At 71.6% G+C, this 16,107-nt stretch carries 15 protein-coding genes; 2 read left to right on the top strand and 13 right to left on the bottom strand.

Annotated elements, in window-relative coordinates; genetic code table 11:
• Nucleotides 1-64: 64 nt before the first annotated feature.
• The 3 genes from ABIE67_RS11625 to ABIE67_RS11615 form a co-directional block, all read right to left on the bottom strand.
• Nucleotides 65-856 carry an SURF1 family protein gene (locus tag ABIE67_RS11625; protein WP_370256367.1) on the bottom strand — a complete coding sequence of 264 codons (792 nt, stop codon included), beginning with the start codon at nt 854-856 and terminating at the stop codon, nt 65-67.
• 58 nt (nt 857-914) lie between these two features.
• Complete coding sequence (locus tag ABIE67_RS11620; RefSeq protein WP_078916415.1) at nt 915-1,148, bottom strand: hypothetical protein; 234 nt, start codon at nt 1,146-1,148, stop codon at nt 915-917.
• 79 nt (nt 1,149-1,227) lie between these two features.
• Nucleotides 1,228-2,271 (bottom strand): DEDDh family exonuclease, encoded by a 1,044-nt coding sequence (locus ABIE67_RS11615; protein ID WP_370256366.1) that lies wholly within the window; start codon nt 2,269-2,271, stop codon nt 1,228-1,230.
• A gap of 230 nt (nt 2,272-2,501) precedes the next feature.
• Here ABIE67_RS11615 and ABIE67_RS11610 point away from each other — a divergent pair, with 230 nt between their 5' ends.
• Together ABIE67_RS11610 and ABIE67_RS11605 are read left to right on the top strand one after the other, a co-directional pair.
• Nucleotides 2,502-3,212 carry a VIT family protein gene (locus ABIE67_RS11610; protein ID WP_370256365.1) on the top strand — a complete coding sequence of 237 codons (711 nt, stop codon included), beginning with the start codon at nt 2,502-2,504 and terminating at the stop codon, nt 3,210-3,212.
• Between the two features lie 178 nt (nt 3,213-3,390).
• Nucleotides 3,391-4,434 (top strand): zinc-dependent alcohol dehydrogenase family protein, encoded by a 1,044-nt coding sequence (locus ABIE67_RS11605; protein WP_370256364.1) that lies wholly within the window; start codon nt 3,391-3,393, stop codon nt 4,432-4,434.
• Nucleotides 4,435-4,491: 57 nt separating this feature from the next.
• Here ABIE67_RS11605 and ABIE67_RS11600 read toward each other — a convergent pair whose 3' ends face one another.
• The 10 genes from ABIE67_RS11600 to ABIE67_RS11555 all read right to left on the bottom strand — a co-directional run bounded on the left by ABIE67_RS11600 (nt 4,492) and on the right by ABIE67_RS11555 (nt 15,864).
• On the bottom strand, nt 4,492-5,499 hold the full coding sequence (locus ABIE67_RS11600; protein ID WP_370256363.1) for a CopD family protein: 1,008 nt from the start codon (nt 5,497-5,499) through the stop codon (nt 4,492-4,494).
• 101 nt (nt 5,500-5,600) lie between these two features.
• Entirely contained in the window at nt 5,601-7,049 is a 1,449-nt protein-coding gene (locus ABIE67_RS11595; protein ID WP_370256362.1) for a CoA transferase, read from the bottom strand.
• 7 nt (nt 7,050-7,056) lie between these two features.
• Nucleotides 7,057-7,635, bottom strand: a complete 579-nt coding sequence (locus ABIE67_RS11590; protein WP_370256361.1) for a GNAT family N-acetyltransferase — start codon at nt 7,633-7,635, stop codon at nt 7,057-7,059.
• Entirely contained in the window at nt 7,628-8,902 is a 1,275-nt protein-coding gene (locus ABIE67_RS11585; protein ID WP_370256360.1) for an MFS transporter, read from the bottom strand. The genes ABIE67_RS11590 and ABIE67_RS11585 overlap by 8 nt, the downstream gene beginning before the upstream one ends.
• Nucleotides 8,903-8,914: 12 nt before the next feature.
• Nucleotides 8,915-11,305, bottom strand: a complete 2,391-nt coding sequence (locus ABIE67_RS11580) for a radical SAM protein (protein ID WP_370256359.1) — start codon at nt 11,303-11,305, stop codon at nt 8,915-8,917.
• A 131-nt stretch (nt 11,306-11,436) separates the two neighbouring features.
• Complete coding sequence (locus tag ABIE67_RS11575; protein ID WP_370256358.1) at nt 11,437-11,613, bottom strand: hypothetical protein; 177 nt, start codon at nt 11,611-11,613, stop codon at nt 11,437-11,439.
• A gap of 71 nt (nt 11,614-11,684) precedes the next feature.
• On the bottom strand, nt 11,685-11,999 hold the full coding sequence (locus ABIE67_RS11570; protein ID WP_370256357.1) for a hypothetical protein: 315 nt from the start codon (nt 11,997-11,999) through the stop codon (nt 11,685-11,687).
• Nucleotides 11,956-12,996, bottom strand: a complete 1,041-nt coding sequence (locus ABIE67_RS11565) for a radical SAM protein (RefSeq protein ID WP_370256356.1) — start codon at nt 12,994-12,996, stop codon at nt 11,956-11,958. Before ABIE67_RS11565 ends, ABIE67_RS11570 begins: the two co-directional genes overlap by 44 nt.
• Entirely contained in the window at nt 12,993-14,069 is a 1,077-nt protein-coding gene (locus ABIE67_RS11560) for an HEXXH motif-containing putative peptide modification protein (RefSeq protein ID WP_370268465.1), read from the bottom strand. Before ABIE67_RS11560 ends, ABIE67_RS11565 begins: the two co-directional genes overlap by 4 nt.
• 265 nt (nt 14,070-14,334) lie before the next feature.
• Nucleotides 14,335-15,864, bottom strand: a complete 1,530-nt coding sequence (locus tag ABIE67_RS11555) for a S8 family serine peptidase (RefSeq protein WP_370256355.1) — start codon at nt 15,862-15,864, stop codon at nt 14,335-14,337.
• Nucleotides 15,865-16,107: the final 243 nt, after the last annotated feature.

Here is a 16,107-nt window from a genome sequence, read left to right as displayed (position 1 = left end):
CCCCCGCGGCGAGACCCCCCCCCACGGCGAGAAGCCCCGGCCTCGAGGACCGCGGCCCGGGACGCTACACCGGCGCCGGTGTCGTCTCCGTCTCCTTCGGTGCGGCCGCCTGGGCCCGCTCCCGGGCCTCCCGTCGGGCCAGGACGAACCAGCCGATCGGGATGCCCGCCGCGAACAGCCACCACTGAAGGGCGTACGCGTAGTTCAGCGGGGCGTTCTCCTCGCCGGGCTTCCCGATCAGCTCCGGAGTGTCGCCCTTCGGTTCCGGCGTCGTCAGCACGATGTACCCGCCGAGCACCCGCGCGTCGAGGCGGGACGCCTCCTGCTCGCTGTTGATCAGCATGACCTGCCGGTCGGGAAGACCCCGTAGGTTCTTGATGCCGCTCGCCTCGGTCGTCTCGTCGGGCATCAGCCGCCCGGTGACGGTGACCCACCCGCTCGGCGGCGCCGGGATCTTGGGGAAGGCCGTCTGGCTGGGCCCGTCCGCGGGAATCCAGCCGCGGTTGACCAGCAGCACCTTGCCGTCCGCCAGGACGAACGGGGTGAGGACGTGGAAGCCGACCTCTTCGTCGGCGTTGACGCGCCGCCTGACGACGACTTCGTGCTCGGTGTCGAAGCGGCCCACCGCGCTCACGGTGCGGTACCGCTCCTTGGTGGTGACGGTGTGCCCCGCGGCGGTCAGCTTCTCCACGGGCACCGCCTTCGCGCTCAGCGCGTCGGCGACCAGCTGGTTCCGGGCGTGGCGCTCCTCGTAGCGGTGCATCTGCCAGATGCCCAGCCTGATCATCGTGGGGATGAGGAGCAGGGCGACCAGCGTGAGGATCACCCACTGCCGGGACAACAGGAAGCGGTACACCCCACGACCGTACAACTCGGTCGTGGGGTGCTTTCAGGCGGGTACGGGTCCTGGCCCGTCACACCTTGTCGACGATGCCCACCTTTCCCTCCGCGCGGGCGCAGTGGGCGCCGCAGTACCACTGGCCCTCGACCTCGACGCCCTGCCCGATGATCTGGACGCGGCAGTGCTCACAGACCGGGGCCATGCGGTGGATCGCACAGGAGAAGCAGTCGAAGACGTGCACCGCCCCCTGCGCGTGCACCTCGAAGGTCATGCCGTAGTCGTTTCCGCACACTTCACATGTCGCCATGCGCCACAGGGTGAGCCGTCACCGCGGTCCGGGCGAGAGGGCTCCGGGCGAGTCGCGCGGCAATCACCCGTCCGTACGGTCAGCGCTCCGACGCCGGCTCCACGTCCCGCAGGAGTTGCCCGAACGCCGCCTCGTCGATCACCGGCGTCCCGTACTGGCGGGCCTTGACCACCTTCGACGTGGCCGCGTCCGGGTCGTTCGTGACGAGCAGGCTGGTCAGCCGGGACAGGCTCGTCGCCACATGCAGCCCGGCCTCGATCGCGCGGTCCTCCAGCAGGTCGCGCTCGACCGACGTGTCCCCGGAGAAGGCGACCCGCATGCCCTGCTTGAGCCTTTTGCCCTCTTCGTAGCGGCCTGGGTTGGGGTAGGGGCAGGCGGGCCTCTTCCGGGACGGACGCCAACTGGTCGGCCGGTAGCTGCTGTAACCCCCACCGCCGCCACTGCCGCCGTAACCCCCGCTGCCGCCGTAACCGCCTCCGCCCGCCTGCTGTCCGATCCGGGGCGCGGCCGTGTCCCGCCACTCCGTCAGCGGCCGGCACTCCTGCAGCGGCAGCCGCACGCTGCCCGCCGCCGCGGCCAGCAGGCTCGGCCGGAACGCCTCCGCGAGCACGCGCGCGTCGTCCAGCGCGTGATGCGCCCGCTGCTGTACGACGCCGAAGTGGGCGGCCAGCGACTCCAGCTTGTGGTTGGGCAGCGGCAGGCCCAGCTCCTTGGAGAGCGCGATGGTGCACAGCCGCTGCCGCACCGGTGCCTCGCGCTCCGCGCGCGCGTACTCCCGCGCGATCATCTGCCAGTCGAAGACGGCGTTGTGCGCGACGAGCACCCGGCCGTCCAGCCGGGCCGAGAACTCCTCCGCGATGTCCGTGAAGAGGGGAGCGCCCTCCAGCGCCTCGCTCGTCAGGCCGTGGATCCACACCGGGCCCGGGTCCCGCTCCGGATTGACCAGCGTGTACCAGTGGTCCTCGACCTCGCCGCGCGCGTCCAGTCGGTAGACGGCCGCGGAGATTATCCGGTCGTCCCGGGCGAGGCCGGTGGTCTCCACGTCAACGACCGCGTATCCCTCGGGATACACGGGCGGCCATGCTGTGGGGGAGGACGCTGCGGTCGCACGGTCTTCGAGCATGGTCACTGAGGATACGGGCCGGGACTGACACTCCTGGCCGTCAGGTGCCTTGCCCCGCCCGCCCGTTCGAGCGCCACGAACATCAGCGCGGCAGCCGGCACGTCAACCGGTCGGCGTGCGCACGGTGTTGCCACACCGCGTGCACGGTGTTGCCGCACCCCCGTGAGCCCGCCGCCTGCCCAGGAGCGTCGGTACGTCCCGGATGTCCCCCACGGTGCGATGCTCCGCATGTGACCGGATCCACGCACGACGAGGCCCGCGGCGGCGCGCTGGGCGAGCGGCTGAACTGGCTGCGGGCGGCCGTCCTCGGGGCGAACGACGGCATCGTGTCCACCGCGGGCCTCGTCGTCGGCGTGGCCGGCGCGACGGACGACCGCCCGGCCCTGGTCACGGCCGGGCTGGCCGGGCTGCTCGCCGGGTCGATGTCGATGGCGGCGGGGGAGTACGTCTCGGTCTCCACGCAACGCGACTCGGAGATGGCCGCGTTGGCCCAGGAGAAGCGGGAGTTGCGGGAGCGGCCGGAGGCGGAGCTGGCGGAGCTGACCGAACTCCTGGAGCGTCGCGGGCTGTCCCGGGACGTGGCCGGGGAAGCGGCGGTCCAGCTGACGGAACGCGACGCGTTGAAGGCGCACGCGCGCGTGGAGCTCGGCATCGACCCGGACGCGCTGACCAACCCGTGGCACGCGGCGTGGGCGAGCTTCCTGGCGTTCACGGCGGGAGCGCTGCTGCCGCTGCTGGCGATGGTGCTGCCCCCGGCGGGCTGGCGGCTGGCGGTCACCGTCGCCTCCGTCCTGGCCGCCCTCGCCCTCACCGGCTGGAGCAGCGCCCGCCTGGGCGCCGCCGCCCCCGCCCGCGCGGTGCTGCGCAACATGGCGGGCGGGGCGCTGGCCATGGGCGTCACCTACGCGGCCGGGTCGCTGCTGGATGTGGCGGGGGTGTAAGCGCCCACCTATGGCCTCCGCGACCGCCGGGTGCACTGTCGACGCCACGCTTTCAGTGGTCAGTGGCATAGGCAGGGTCCCCGAAGCGCGCCGGACGCCGACGGCGACGTACGGTGAGACGCGCGCTCGATCACCCCCCGGGGCGCACGCACGACAAGAGACGAGAAGGACCCTCGCCATGCGCGCCACCACCATTCACGCCCCCTTCGACATGCGCGTGCAGGACGTGCCCGACCCCGTGGTGCGCCAGCCCACCGACGCCGTGGTCCGGGTGCTGCGCGCCTGTATCTGCGGCAGCGACCTGTGGGCGTACCGCGGTGAGGCGGCCCGGCAGCCGGGCCAGCGGATCGGCCATGAGTTCCTCGGCGTCGTCGAGGAGACCGGCTCCGAGGTGACCGGCGTCCGGCGGGGCGACCTCGTCGTCGCGCCCTTCATGTGGTCCGACGGTGTCTGCGACTACTGCCGCGAGGGCCTCACCACCTCCTGCGAGCACGGCGGCTTCTGGGGCTCCGTCGGCTCCGACGGCGGCCAGGGCGAGGCCGTGCGCGTCCCGTACGCCGACGGCACCCTCGTCCAGCTGCCCAAGGACGCCGCCTCCGACGACCACCTGCTGTCCGCCCTGCTGACCCTGTCCGACGTGATGGGCACCGGTCACCACGCCGCCCTCGGCGCCGGAGCCCGCCCGGGCGCCACGGTCGCCGTCGTCGGCGACGGTGCCGTCGGTCTCTGTGCCGTGCTCGCCGCCAAGCGGCTCGGTGCCGAGCGGATCATCGCGCTGGGCCGCCACCAGGTCCGTACGGACATCGCGCGCCGCTTCGGCGCCACCGAAGTCGTCGCCGAGCGCGGGGACGCGGCCGTGGCGGCCGTACGCGAACTCACCCGTGGTCAGGGTGCCCACGCCGTCGTCGAGGCCGTCGGCACCGAACAGTCCATGCGTACGGCGGTCAACATCACCCGCGACGGTGGCGCCGTCGGCTTCGTCGGTGTGCCGCACGGCAGCGGCACGGGGCTCGACCTCAGCGTCATGTTCGACGGGAACATCGCGCTGCGCGGCGGAGTCGCGCCCGTGCGCGCGTACATCCCCGAGCTGCTGCCCGACGTCCTGGACGGCACCATCGACCCCTCACCCGTCTTCGATCTGACGGTCGGCCTGGAGGACGTTCCCGCCGGCTACAAGGCGATGGACGAGCGCACCGCGCTCAAGGTTCTCGTCGCCGATTGAGGGCTCGGGGAAGCCGACCGAGGAGTTGACGAGCTCGCCGGCGAGGGCGTGACGCACTCACCAGCGGATCGGTACCGGCAGAGCCGTCAGCAGCCCCGACATCGCGACCACCGCCCCCAGGACGACGACCTCCGCCCGCGCGGGGGAGCAGGCGGTCAGCGGGTCGGTCGCCCGGCGCAGCCGGAACCGCGCCCATAGGGCGAGCGCGGTCACGGCCACCATGAGGAGCACCTTGGCCACCAGGGCGCGCCCGTACGCCGTCGCGGTGAGCTGTTCCAGGATCGTCTCCGGCGGCATCCGGCGCAGCGAACTGCACACGCCGGTCGCCGTGATGGCCGCGAGCAGTACGGCCGCCACGCGCGCGTAGCGGCCCAGCAGGGCAGCGCCCGCCTCGCTGACGCCCCATCCGCGCAGGGTCCGCAGGGCGTGCAGCAGCCCGCCGACCCAGAGCGTCGCGCAGGTCAGGTGCACGAGCGTCAGCCCGGAGCCCAGGAGCGGGCTGTGCTCGGTCGTGGGGTGCGCGCGCAGCGCCTCGGCGATCACGATCGCGGCCAACGGCCAGAGCTGGGTGGCCGGCCGGCGCGAGAGAGCGCACAGCCCGGCCACGGCGAAGGCGTTGACCTCCAGCAGGGCGAGCTTGCCGTCGCGCGATGCGTAGAGGCCGCCGACATCGAGGTCCGCGGGGCTGTTCGGCACGAGGTTGCCCGTGGAGACGACCGAGGCGAGACCGAGGGCGGCGACGAAACCGGCCGCGGCCGCGTACGGGGCCCAACCGCGGGGCATGGCGGGGGGAGCGCCGGGCACGGACCGGGCCAGCCGGTTCACGAACAGCTCGCCCACCGGGACGCACAGCGCCGCGAACAGCACCGTACGCAGCAGCCCGATCCCGGCGGTGCCGGGCGCGGCGGCCTCCCCGGTGCCGTCCAGCGCGGCCGACGGCCCGAGCAGCGGGATCAGCGCCGCCAGCCCCACCAGGACGAGAACGGCGACGGCCCGGCTGATACCGGGGCGCGGTCTGGGCTCACTCCCTTCGGCCACGCCAAGGGAGGGTCTTGTCAACGTCACCTCAAGATCTTCACAAAAGATTACATACTCGGGCAAGCACCGGAAAACAAGTGGTGGTGCGGCATTCCGTAACGGGGGTACGGCCCGGGCGGCCCCGGCGCTCAGACCCACCGCGCCGGATCGGCGCCCCAAACCCCCGGCGGCCGCGCCCAGTCGACCGGACCGCCCGCGAACGACACCGGCGGCAGGGCGTACCGCAGTCGGCCGAGCGCGCTGTTCCGCTCGGTGAGCCAGGCGTCGGGCGCGTCGTATACGTCGGCCGTGTCATGCGCGTCGTCCCTGGGGGCCGTGTCGCACGCCAGACTCTCCTCCGAGCCCGGCCGGATCCCGGTCATCAGCCACTCCGCCGTGCGCGCCAACGACAGCCGTACGCACCGGCCCTGCCCCTGCTCCCCTTGCTCGGTCAGCGCCCGCAGCACAGCCGCCGCCAGCAGATACCCCGTCCCGTGGTCGAGGGCCTGCGCGGGCAGCGCGCCGGGCGACCTCCCGGCCGGTCCGTCGGTCGTGGCTCCCTCGATCACGGCGATTCCGGTGGCGGCCTGCACCAGGCTGTCGAACCCGCGCCGCTCACGCCACGGCCCGTACGCCCCCCACGCCGACAGCTCGGCCACGACCAGCCCGGGCCGCCGCTCGGTCAGCGCCCGCGCCGACAGCCCGTACCGCTCCAGGGCACCCGGCCGGTATCCCGTGACGACGACGTCCGCCGCCGAGAGCAGTTCCTCGAAGGCGCGCCGGTCCGTGGCCAGGTCCAGCTTCGCCGAGCGCTTTCCGAAGCCCGTGTCGGTGTGCTGGTCGGCCAGTTCGGGCAACTGCGGGGCGTCCACGCGCAGGACGTCCGCGCCGAGCAGGGAAAGCGTGCGGGTGGCGACCGGTCCCGCGATGACCCGGGTCAGGTCCAGTACCCGCACTCCGGCGGCGGGCAGCAGAGGAGTGCCGTCGAGCGACGGCAGCGCACGCGCGCGTACCGTGTCCGACCGCTCGTGCTCGACCAGCGGCCGCCGGGCCACCGCGACCGCCTGCTCGTGCGCCGCCCACTCCTCGGGCGTGCGCAGCGCCACGGCCAGCCCGCCGGCCGCGTACACGGCCTCCTCCACCTCCACCGAGGAACGCTCGGCGAGTGCCGCCCCCACGGCGTCGGGATCCTCCTCGGCCACCTTCAGCGCGGCCAGGAGCCGGGCCCGGTGATGCGGATAGTTCGCATGCGTCCGCACCCAGCCGTCCGCCGTCCGCCAGAACCGTGACAGCGGTGCGAACATGACGGGTGCGCGCCCGTCCACCAGCAGATGCCGTTCACTCACGAACGCCGTCGCGATCGCCCCGTCGTCCAGCGTCACCCCGGGCACCCCGGTGAGCCCGGCCCGCCGCGCCCCCAGCTCGGCGGCGGCCAGCGTGCACGCACCCACACAGGCACGCGCCAACTCCCGTACGGGGAGGCGCGCTTCGAGAGCGTCACGCCGGGGGAGGAGCGACACCCGTACCGGGAGGGCGGAATCACCCCCCAGGGCGGACCAGACGTACTCCAGGTCGTTCACAGGGGCTGCGTTCATCATGGCACCACTATGCGCCGGTCAGGATCAACTCGGCCTTGTCGACCGCCGGTTCCCTCGGCCCGGTCCGACGGTTGGCGGTCCGTGCCCCCGGCCCGGCTGAACCGGTGACGGTGAACGAGAGCCCTGACAGGAAGCGGCGCCCCCGCTCCCACCCGGACGGGACGGTGGCCGTCACACGACGCACGCCGGAAGCGGCGGCCCGTTCCAGGAGCCGAGCGGCCAGGCTCGGGCCGAGAGACGTACCCCACAGCGACGGCCGCAGCAGGAACAGGCCCACGGAGCAGGCGTCGGGCGCCGGGAAGCGCAGCACGACGTCGACGAGTCCCACGACGGAGGGCTCGGCGCCTTTCGGGGCCACCTCGGTCACCACCAGGATCCGCTTGTCCTGCGGGTCGGCACCGGGCGGCAGGCCGTAGTAGAGGCTCTGTACGTCGGCGGGACCCGGCGGGAGCCCCGTGGCGGCTTCGAAGTACTCCGTGTTGGCCTCGAAGAGTGCCTGGATGCCCGGCTCGTCACCGGGGCCCGCCTCCCGGACCGCATAATGTCGCCCCCTCGCCGCCGTGACCACCGTGAACGACTCACTCATCTCCGCCCCTCTCCGGCGTCGTCGTCAGGCCCCACAGCAGGGGAAGGCAGGCAAGGAGAAGAACGCCCGCCATCACCCAGGGGGCGTCGAGCCCGGTCCGTTCCGCCAGCGTGCCACCCGCCGCGGCGCCCACGGGCATGGCTCCCCAGGCGGCGAGCCGGTATCCGCTGGTGACCCGGCCCAGCATGTCCGGCGGGGCGAGCCGCTGCCGCAGCGACACCGTGCACACGTTCCACAGCACTACGGCGGCGCTGTTCACGGCCAGCATGACGGCGACCAGCGGCCACCACGGAAGGGCGGCCACGACGAGATAGCTGACCGCGGACACGGCGACCGACAGCACGAGGCTGCCCCGGGTGCCCAGCCGCGTCGCCGTCGCGGCCGCCGTCCGCGCGCCCGCCAGAGCGCCCACCGCGGCCGCGACGAGCATCAGACTGTACGCGGAGGACGGCAGGCCGAGTCGGCTCACGACGTACACCACGAGGACGGCGTAGACGGCCTGCTGCCCGACGCCCAGGACCGCGACCACCACCATGAGGCGGCGGAACACCCGGTGCCGCCCCAGCAGGGCCAACCCGGCCCAGGTGTCGCGGAGCACGCCTCGCACACCCCGCCGCTGCCCACCGCCCACCCCCTGCCGGGCACCCGGGGCCCGCTTCGCAAGGCCTGTCAGGAGCAGCGCCGAGGCGGCGAAGGTCAGTGCGTCCAGCAGGAACGGCAGTGGCTGCCACCAGGCCCACAGCGCCGCACCCAGCGGCGGGCCGACAAATCCCGTCCCCGTGATCTGGGCGGCGATCACACGGGCGTTGGTCCGTTCGAGTTCCCGGTCCTCGGCCAGGGCGGGCACGATCGCCTGAGCCGCGCTGTCGAAGAACACCTCGGCGACACCGGACACGAAGGCCAGGGGCACGAGCACCACCGTGGGCGCGGCCCCGCTCACCACCAGGAAGAACAGGACCGCCAGCAGCGCGCAGCGCGCCAGGTCGGCACCGATCATCGCCCGGTGCTTCGGCATCCGGTCCACCAGGGTGCCGATGACCGGGGCCGACAGCCATGCCGCCCGGCCCGCCGCCGCGACCACGGAGACCCAGAACGCGTCGCCACCGGTCACCGCGGCCGCGAGCAGCGGCAGGGCGGCGAACCGTGCACCGTCCCCCACCGAGCTGAGGGCGTTGGCGGTGACGAGCCTGCGCAGCACCGCCGTGCCGGCGGCGGGTACGGGTGCCGGGTCGGCCGATGTCCCGGAGCACGACCTTCCGTCAGACACTGTTCCCTTTCCTCATGGCGCGGCGGAGAGCGCCGGCCGGTCGGCGTGCACGGTGCCCCGCGCGGGCCTGGACGGGAAGAGGAAGCCGAGCGACGCGAGTTCGCTCACCACGTCGAGCGCGGCAGCGCGCCACCCGGCATCGTCGGGAAGGTGCCGGTCGAACTCCCGCGGCGTGCCCTCGCCCTCGCACAGGTGCCAGACCAACTCGCCCAGCGGGCCCAGCCGTACGGTGTTCCCGGTCACCGGCGAGTGCAGTACGGCGCCGTCGTCGTGGGCGGTGTCGAGCACGGCGGGCTCACGGCCCCAGCACCAGTCGGCGGGCTGTCGTGCCTCGCGCAGCAGAGAACTCCCGTCCACGGCCCCGAGCATGCCATGCCGGATCAGCAGCTCCACCAGTGCCCGTCCGCCCGCACCACCCCAGGTCACCTCGTGCGCACCGAACCACCGGGCGAGCTCCGCCACGGTCGTCCCGCGGGCGAGGATCTCCTCCGTCTCGCCGGAAGGCCAGCTGAGCTGCACGAAACGGTCCGAGTCACCCTGGTACAGGGCCAGCGCCGCGCCCCCGCTCTCGCCCGCCTGCCAGGGCAGGACGTACGCGGTGCAGGACAGCCGCACCCGTCTGCCGTCGGATGCGTCGACGGAGGCAGGGGAGGACCGCAGGGCCTCGGCGTTGGGCGCCCCCAGGCAGGCACGCAGGAAGGTGAACTCCTCGACCTCGGCCAGCGCCGACTCCGTACGGGTGCGGAACCAGACGTTGCGCCGGATCACGGTGGAGCGCCTGGCGGTCTGCGCGACATCCATGGCCTGAGCCGAGGTGAGTCCCTGCGCCACGGTGTACTCGCGGACCAGCGACAGGTCCTCGTCCGCCGGGGGCTCGACCAGTTCGATGCCGAAGCGCCCCGGATCCTTGGCGATGGGGGAGTGCAGATCCAGGATGAACGGCGAGCCGCCCCAGGTCGCGTACGGATTGCCGTACGTGGTCCGCGCCTCGCGGATCTTCTCCTCGGCGTAGGAGACGGTGCGCTCCGCCTCCTGGAGGGTCTCGCCCGGGAAGCCGTGGATGACGAAGAGATGCGGGGCGATGCCCGCCGCCACGACGTTGCGCAGGGTGCGGTCGATGTGTTCGACCTTCGTCCCCTTGGCCATGAGGTCGAGCACCCGCTGGTTGTACGACTCCAGCCCGAAGTTGAGGCGCCGGCAGCCGGACCGGTACAGCAGGTCGGCGAGTTCACGGCTGAATCCACCGGCGAACCTCGTCTCGCCGTACCAGCGCAGGTCCAGTCCCCGGTCGACGATCTCGCGGGCCACTTCCCGAAGGACACGCAGGGTGAGGATCTCGTCGACGAACATGAACGTCCGGGTGCCGTACTCGGCCATCAGGTGTTCGAGGTGATCCACGGTCTGGGCCGCGGGCCGGGACCGGAAGGAGTTGCTCGCGAACGGGATCGAGCAGAACGCGCAGCTCCAGGCACAGCTGCGGGACGCGTACACCGGAAGGATGGGGCCGGGCGCGAAGTAGCGGTCCAGCGGGAGGTCGGCGAAGTACGGAGCACTCACGCCGTCCAGTCGGACCGGACGGGCGGGACGCCTGACCAGCGTGCCGCCGCTCGCGGTGACCACACCGGGGATGTCCGACACCTCGCGGCCCGTGTTCCAGCGCCGGACCAGTTCGGGGAGCGCCTCCTCGCCCTCCGCCATCACGAACGCGTCGACCCAGTCGAAGAAGGGATGCGGCGCCGACCACTCCTCGACCATGCGGGTGGCGTAGTTGCCGCCCACGACGATCCGCACGTCCGGCCGCCGTCGGCGGATCTCGGCGGCCGCGGTCATCGCGGCGATCAGCTGGGTGTCCGCGGACATGCTGATCCCCACGACGCCCAGCGCGGGGTCGTCCAGGAAGCGGCGCGGTACCAGGTGGTCCAAGGCCCAGCGGTAGACATTGCGCTCCGGGTCGTCCACCGCGCCCAGCACGGCCTTCGTGGACATGGCCGAGTAGTAGAGGTCGTTGGCGACGAGATCGAACCGCAGTCCGTCGAACGCGGCGGAGACCGACCACAGCGCGTTGCGCATCACCCGCCGCGCCCACGCCTGCCCCTGTGCGTCCGGCAGGGCGGACAGGTCCCGGATGAGCGTCTTCGCCCGGTCGACGTCGCGCACCGTGTGGTCATGGACGAGGCGGCCACGAGCGGCCACATGCCGGTCTCGCGACCCTGCTTCGCGCGCGGCCAGCGCCCGCAGCCCGTCCGCGCTGAGCAGCCAGTCGAGTACCTCCACGCTGGCGTCGTGGCAGCGCACGGGCAGGCCCTGGTCCCGCAGCGTTCCGGCGAGGAGCGGTACGGCGAGGTGCGGAGCGTAGGCGTTCCACAGCGGAGGGTTGATCAAGAGTGTGAACCGCTGGTTCATTGTCGGCCCATCCTGGTTCGGCCCATCGTGGTTCGGCCCATCGTCGTTCGGAGGTCGGTAGCCCTCGGTGCCCGGGGGTACGGCATGCCCCGGCCGATGAGAGCCGGGGCACACCGCGGCTGAGGCAGTCGTCAGATCGCCTGGTCGTCCGCCTCGTCGTCGATCCGGAAGCCCGCACGCATCGACGGCATCAGCGCGTACTGCGCGGCGGAACGGATCTCGGGCTGGACGGTCTCAACCGCCGGGGCGTCGAAGGACGTCTCGCGCAGCCTGCTCTTGAGCCGGCCCAGCAACTCTTCCCTCTCCATCGCATTCACCTCCCATCATCGGTTGGAGTACTGCAACGGCGACCCGGACACGGCACCCGGCCGCGACCGGGTCATGCGGCCGTTCGCGAACCGGCCGCAGCCCTGGTGACGAGGCCCTTCTCCGCCAGCGCGGTCAGGGCCTCGACGACGGCCGCCTCGCTCTGCTCGGGCGGGGTGCCGTCCGGCACCGCCTGCCGGAACTCCTCGAGAATCCCCGTGCCGGAGCGGCCGTCGCACAGTTCGAACAGGAGCCAGGAGCGGGCGTCGAGATAGTGGATGTCGGGGTGAGCGGGCGTGTAGACGAGGAGGCTGCCCCACTCGGGCACCTCGCGCAGCCGCAGGTCAGCTGCCTTCCGGAAGGAGTCGTGCAGGGAGAAGCCGGACATCGATGCCCCTGTTGGTCGTGGTGCAGTACGGATCGGGCGCGTCCCAGTCGCCGGTGAACGCATACGCCGTGGACCGGCAGCCGCCGGCCGAGCCCTGTGTCGAGGCGCACTCGGGACAGTGGTCCTCGACCTCACGTGAGCGGAGCCGCACGAACAGCGGGTGCTGCCAGGTCTTGAGGAAGGGCGTCTCGAGCACGTTGCCGAAGTCCGCGAAGTCACGGAGATAGGAACAGCCGACGGACCGCCCGCGGGCGTCCACACCGGACGCCTGCCAGCAGCAGTTCGCGTCACGAGGGTGCCAGGACCGCATGAGATGGACGCCGTCGGGGACGACGACCCCCTCCAGCGCGGCCATCTGCTCCGGCAGGGACAGGGCCATCTCCGTCCAGTACCTCTTGGCCCTGCCCAGGGGATAGAGCCGCAGAATGCCCACGCGCCGCACACCGGCCGCCGCCGCGAGATCGACGAACTCCTGTATCTCGCCGGCATTCCGCTTGGTCATGATCATGAGCGCGAGCGTTTCGAACCCGGCGGCCAGCGAGACCTTCAGGCCGTTCAGGGTCTTCTCGAACGCCCCGGGCTCACCGACGTGCCAGTCGTGGGTCCGCGGGGTCGCGCCCATGAAGTCGATGCACAGATTGCGGATACCGGCGGCTTTGATCCGATCCGCCATCGGCTCGTCGAGCAGGGTGCCGTTGGTCCGGAGGCGGACGAGCATTCTCGGTGCGGCGTGCGCCAGAATGTCCAGCACATCCGGGCGCTGGAGCGGTTCTCCGCCTTCCACCAGGAGTTCGATGACGCCCGAATCCGCCATGTCGTCGAGCACCGAGTGGAACTGCTCCCGCGTCATCTCATCGGGCTGAGGATCCGGTGTGCAGTCGCCGTAACACTGTTTGCACTGCAGATTGCAGGTCGCGGTCACCTGGAGCCAGGATTTCACCGGGCGGTGCAACTCGAGTTTCGGTACGGCCGCACCACCGAAAGTCGCCTCGGTCATAACACTCCCTGTTTCTGTGGCTGCTTGGCGTTCGCCACCGGACATGCCTCGATCTGGCGCAGCCGCGCGGTCAGCCATTCGATGAACCTGACCCCGGCAGGCCCCGGCTCGGCGGGAACGCCGGCCACGGCCGCCAGCAGAAAGCGGGCGCGATCAGTCGAGCCGGACCGGCCGGTGGCCGCGTCGACCCCCTGCGCGAGCGACTGCGGCCGATGCCCCAGTGCCGTGTAGAAGGCGGCCAGATGGACATAGACATGGGCGGCGGCAAGCGCCCGGTCGAAGCTCCACTCGGCGTTCTCGTGCCACGGCGGGCGGATCACCGCCGCGTGCTCCGCGTCGTATGCGGCGCGGTAGATCGGATGCACGAGTTGGATGTCGTAGAGCTTCTGGTGCACGCACTCGTGCAGGACGGCCTCCGCGGTGCGCGGCACGTCGTCGAGGGCGCAGCGATTGATGAAGACGGCTCGCGGAACCCTCCGGTCGGAGGCGCTCTCGAAGGCGCCGGGCCCCTCGACCACCCCGACGAAGGCCAGATGCGAGAGCACGGACAGCGCCGTCCGGGGGAGCACCGCGCCGAGCAGCCGGACGGCTTCGGAGACCACTCCCGCTTCGCGTGCGGTCGCCGGGACCGTCCTGTACCGGCTGTCGGGTTCGGTCAGTCCCGCTCGGAAGATCCTCTGGAACTGAGCGGTCCAGGCATCGCCGTCGTCGATACGGGACAGCACACGCACCGTGCGTCCGCCCGGCACGCCGAGTGGGGTGAAGCGTGCGTCCTGCCGACTGGAATCGGGACCTGGCGGTGCGACGAGATCGGTGCGGGAGAGGAAATCGGCGGCCGTGTCCGCCTGCGGATCGCGTTCGCGCATTCGGTGCAGGAACAGTTCGAGTTCCCGTCGGAAGACGGTGTCGTACGCGAAAGGTATGTCGGGCAGCGGCCGTGACGGCTGCCCGTGTCGGTGGTCGCTCGCAATCTCCGCGGCCAGCGAGAATGTCGCATCGACTTTCGCGAGGACGGGAGCCGATTCGGCGAAGACGGAACTCTCCGTGAGGCCCTGGTCAATGTCTTCCAGCATGGTCACGGGACATTCCTCCGTGGGTCACAGCTGATGAAGCACGCATCACTGAATCAGGGCAACGGGCTTGCTGGCCATTCAATTTTCGAGTTCCTTGAAGACGTTTCAGAGGTCCTTTGCATGCAGCACGCCTGCATTCCGGTAAACCATGCGAAGGTCAAGTTTTTGGTAATGGCCAGATCTTTTCGCCGCCCTCGCGGAACAGGAAAGGGCCGGGCGGCACAGCGCCACCCGGCCCGATGTGGGAAGTCTCAGGAGGTACGCGTCACTTGACCGCGTCCAGTGCGTTGACGATGCCGGCCCCGTAGAAGCCGTTGTACCGCTTGCCGCCCTCGCAGACCGCGTCCTGCGTGCCGTCGCCGTTCTGGTCGTACGAGTCCGGGCAGCCCGGGTTGTCCGCCAGGGCCCTGAGCAGCGTGCGCAGCTGGGCCGGAGTGGCGTGCGGGTACCTCGACTTCAGCAGCGCGGCGACGCCCGCGGCGTGCGGGGCGGCCATCGACGTGCCCTGTAGGAAGCCGTACTTGCCGTCCGGGAGAGTGGAGAGGATCCGGCCGTTCTTCGACGGGGTGTCGGGGATCTGGTAGAGCCGGTCGCCGCCGGGGGCCGCGAGGTCGACGATGCCGTAGCCGTAGGAGGAGTAGTACGACTTGACGTTCTGCACGCCCGTCGCGCTGACCGTGACGACACCCGGCAGCTGCGTCGGCACGTCGAAGCACGCGTGCGGGTCGACGGTGCGCTCGACGGGCTTCGAGTCGTCGGGGCTGCTGTCGTCGACGATCGCGTCGGAGTCCAGGTCGTGGTTGGAGTTGCCCGACGAGGCCAGGTTGAGCGCGCCCTTGCGCTGGGCGTACAGCTGGGCCCTGTTGACCGCCTGGACGATCGCCCGCTGGTCCGGATCGTCCATGCAGTTGTACAGCCACGGGTCGACGTAATAGCTGTTGTTGGTGATCTCGACGCCGTGGTCGGCGGCGAACACGAAGGCGCAGACGACACTTTCGGGGTAGTAGAGCCCGTTGACCGGGTCGCTCACCTTGATGGCGGACACCTTGACGCCGGGGGCGACTCCGGCGATACCGATGCCGTTGCGGGCTGCGGCGATCTCGCCCGCCACATGCGTGCCGTGGGAGTCGGCGCTCGTGTACGGCCGCCAGGCGCCCGCGCTGGTGTCCGCCCTGCCGCCGGCGCAGTTCGCGGACTGGGCGGCGGAGAAGTTCGGCGCGAGGTCGGGGTGGGTGTCGTCGACGCCGTTGTCGATCACGGCCACGGTCACCCCGGTGCTCCCCGGATTGATCTTCGCGGCCCGGTCGGCGCCGATCGCGCGCAGGTTCCACTGGTCGGCCTCGAGGGGCTCGCTGCCGGCCGCACCGGCGAACGCCCTCGCCGTCTTCGCGGCCTGCTCCTCCGACATCGGCTGAACCGGGCCCTCGTCCGTCGCCCCGGCGGCGGTCAGGGGCGCCGTACGCGTCGCCCCCGCCGACTGGACGCCGCGCACCGCGCGTATCGCCTTCGCGAAGTCGGGGTTCGCCGAGTGGGCGACGATCACGCCGATCCTGTCGTACGCGCTCACGACCACTCCGCCGGCCGTGACGATCGCCTTCCGCACCGACTCGATCGTGCGGCGGTCCGGCCGGGTGTTGACCACATACGCCAGGGTGGGCGCGTCCACAGCCCGTAACACCGGCTCCGCGACCGGCGCGGCCGAGGCCGCCGTCGGCAGGAAGCCCAGCGAGGCCGTCAACGACAGGGCGAGGGGGACGGCGAGGCCGAGCCGGCGTCTGGACCGCAGATGAGCCATGGGATCTCCACATCATCCGGAACGAGATCGCCCGAGACGCGGGTGGGCGCTCGGGCAGGTGCATGACGAGTGGTGCAGTGGTGCGAAGTTATCCCCGAACCTCCTGGCCAGCAATCGCTGATCCGAGGGACTTCGGAAAGACGTCCAGGGAGTTGAACCGGTCCTCGCGTGGCGCCGTGACCTTGGACAGGAGGCGCGAGCACGATCGAGCCCCCTGTCGGATCACGCGCCGGGGCCCTAACA

This window comes from Streptomyces sp. V4I8, from assembly GCF_041261225.1.
Taxonomy (GTDB): Bacteria; Actinomycetota; Actinomycetes; order Streptomycetales; family Streptomycetaceae; genus Streptomyces.
Note: the sequence above shows the minus strand (reverse complement) of the source record. Positions and strands in the feature narration are given on the sequence as shown.

Coding starts and splice junctions, on each gene's coding strand:
- ABIE67_RS11580 (WP_370256359.1), bottom strand. CDS start 11,305: ATGAACCAGCGGTTCACACTCTTGATCAACCCTCCGCTGTGGAACGCC.
- ABIE67_RS11575 (WP_370256358.1), bottom strand. CDS start 11,613: ATGGAGAGGGAAGAGTTGCTGGGCCGGCTCAAGAGCAGGCTGCGCGAG.
- ABIE67_RS11555 (WP_370256355.1), bottom strand. CDS start 15,864: ATGGCTCATCTGCGGTCCAGACGCCGGCTCGGCCTCGCCGTCCCCCTC.
- ABIE67_RS11605 (WP_370256364.1), top strand. CDS start 3,391: ATGCGCGCCACCACCATTCACGCCCCCTTCGACATGCGCGTGCAGGAC.
- ABIE67_RS11565 (WP_370256356.1), bottom strand. CDS start 12,996: ATGACCGAGGCGACTTTCGGTGGTGCGGCCGTACCGAAACTCGAGTTG.
- ABIE67_RS11615 (WP_370256366.1), bottom strand. CDS start 2,271: ATGCTCGAAGACCGTGCGACCGCAGCGTCCTCCCCCACAGCATGGCCG.
- ABIE67_RS11620 (WP_078916415.1), bottom strand. CDS start 1,148: ATGGCGACATGTGAAGTGTGCGGAAACGACTACGGCATGACCTTCGAG.
- ABIE67_RS11590 (WP_370256361.1), bottom strand. CDS start 7,635: ATGAGTGAGTCGTTCACGGTGGTCACGGCGGCGAGGGGGCGACATTAT.
- ABIE67_RS11595 (WP_370256362.1), bottom strand. CDS start 7,049: ATGATGAACGCAGCCCCTGTGAACGACCTGGAGTACGTCTGGTCCGCC.
- ABIE67_RS11560 (WP_370268465.1), bottom strand. CDS start 14,069: ATGCTGGAAGACATTGACCAGGGCCTCACGGAGAGTTCCGTCTTCGCC.
- ABIE67_RS11570 (WP_370256357.1), bottom strand. CDS start 11,999: ATGTCCGGCTTCTCCCTGCACGACTCCTTCCGGAAGGCAGCTGACCTG.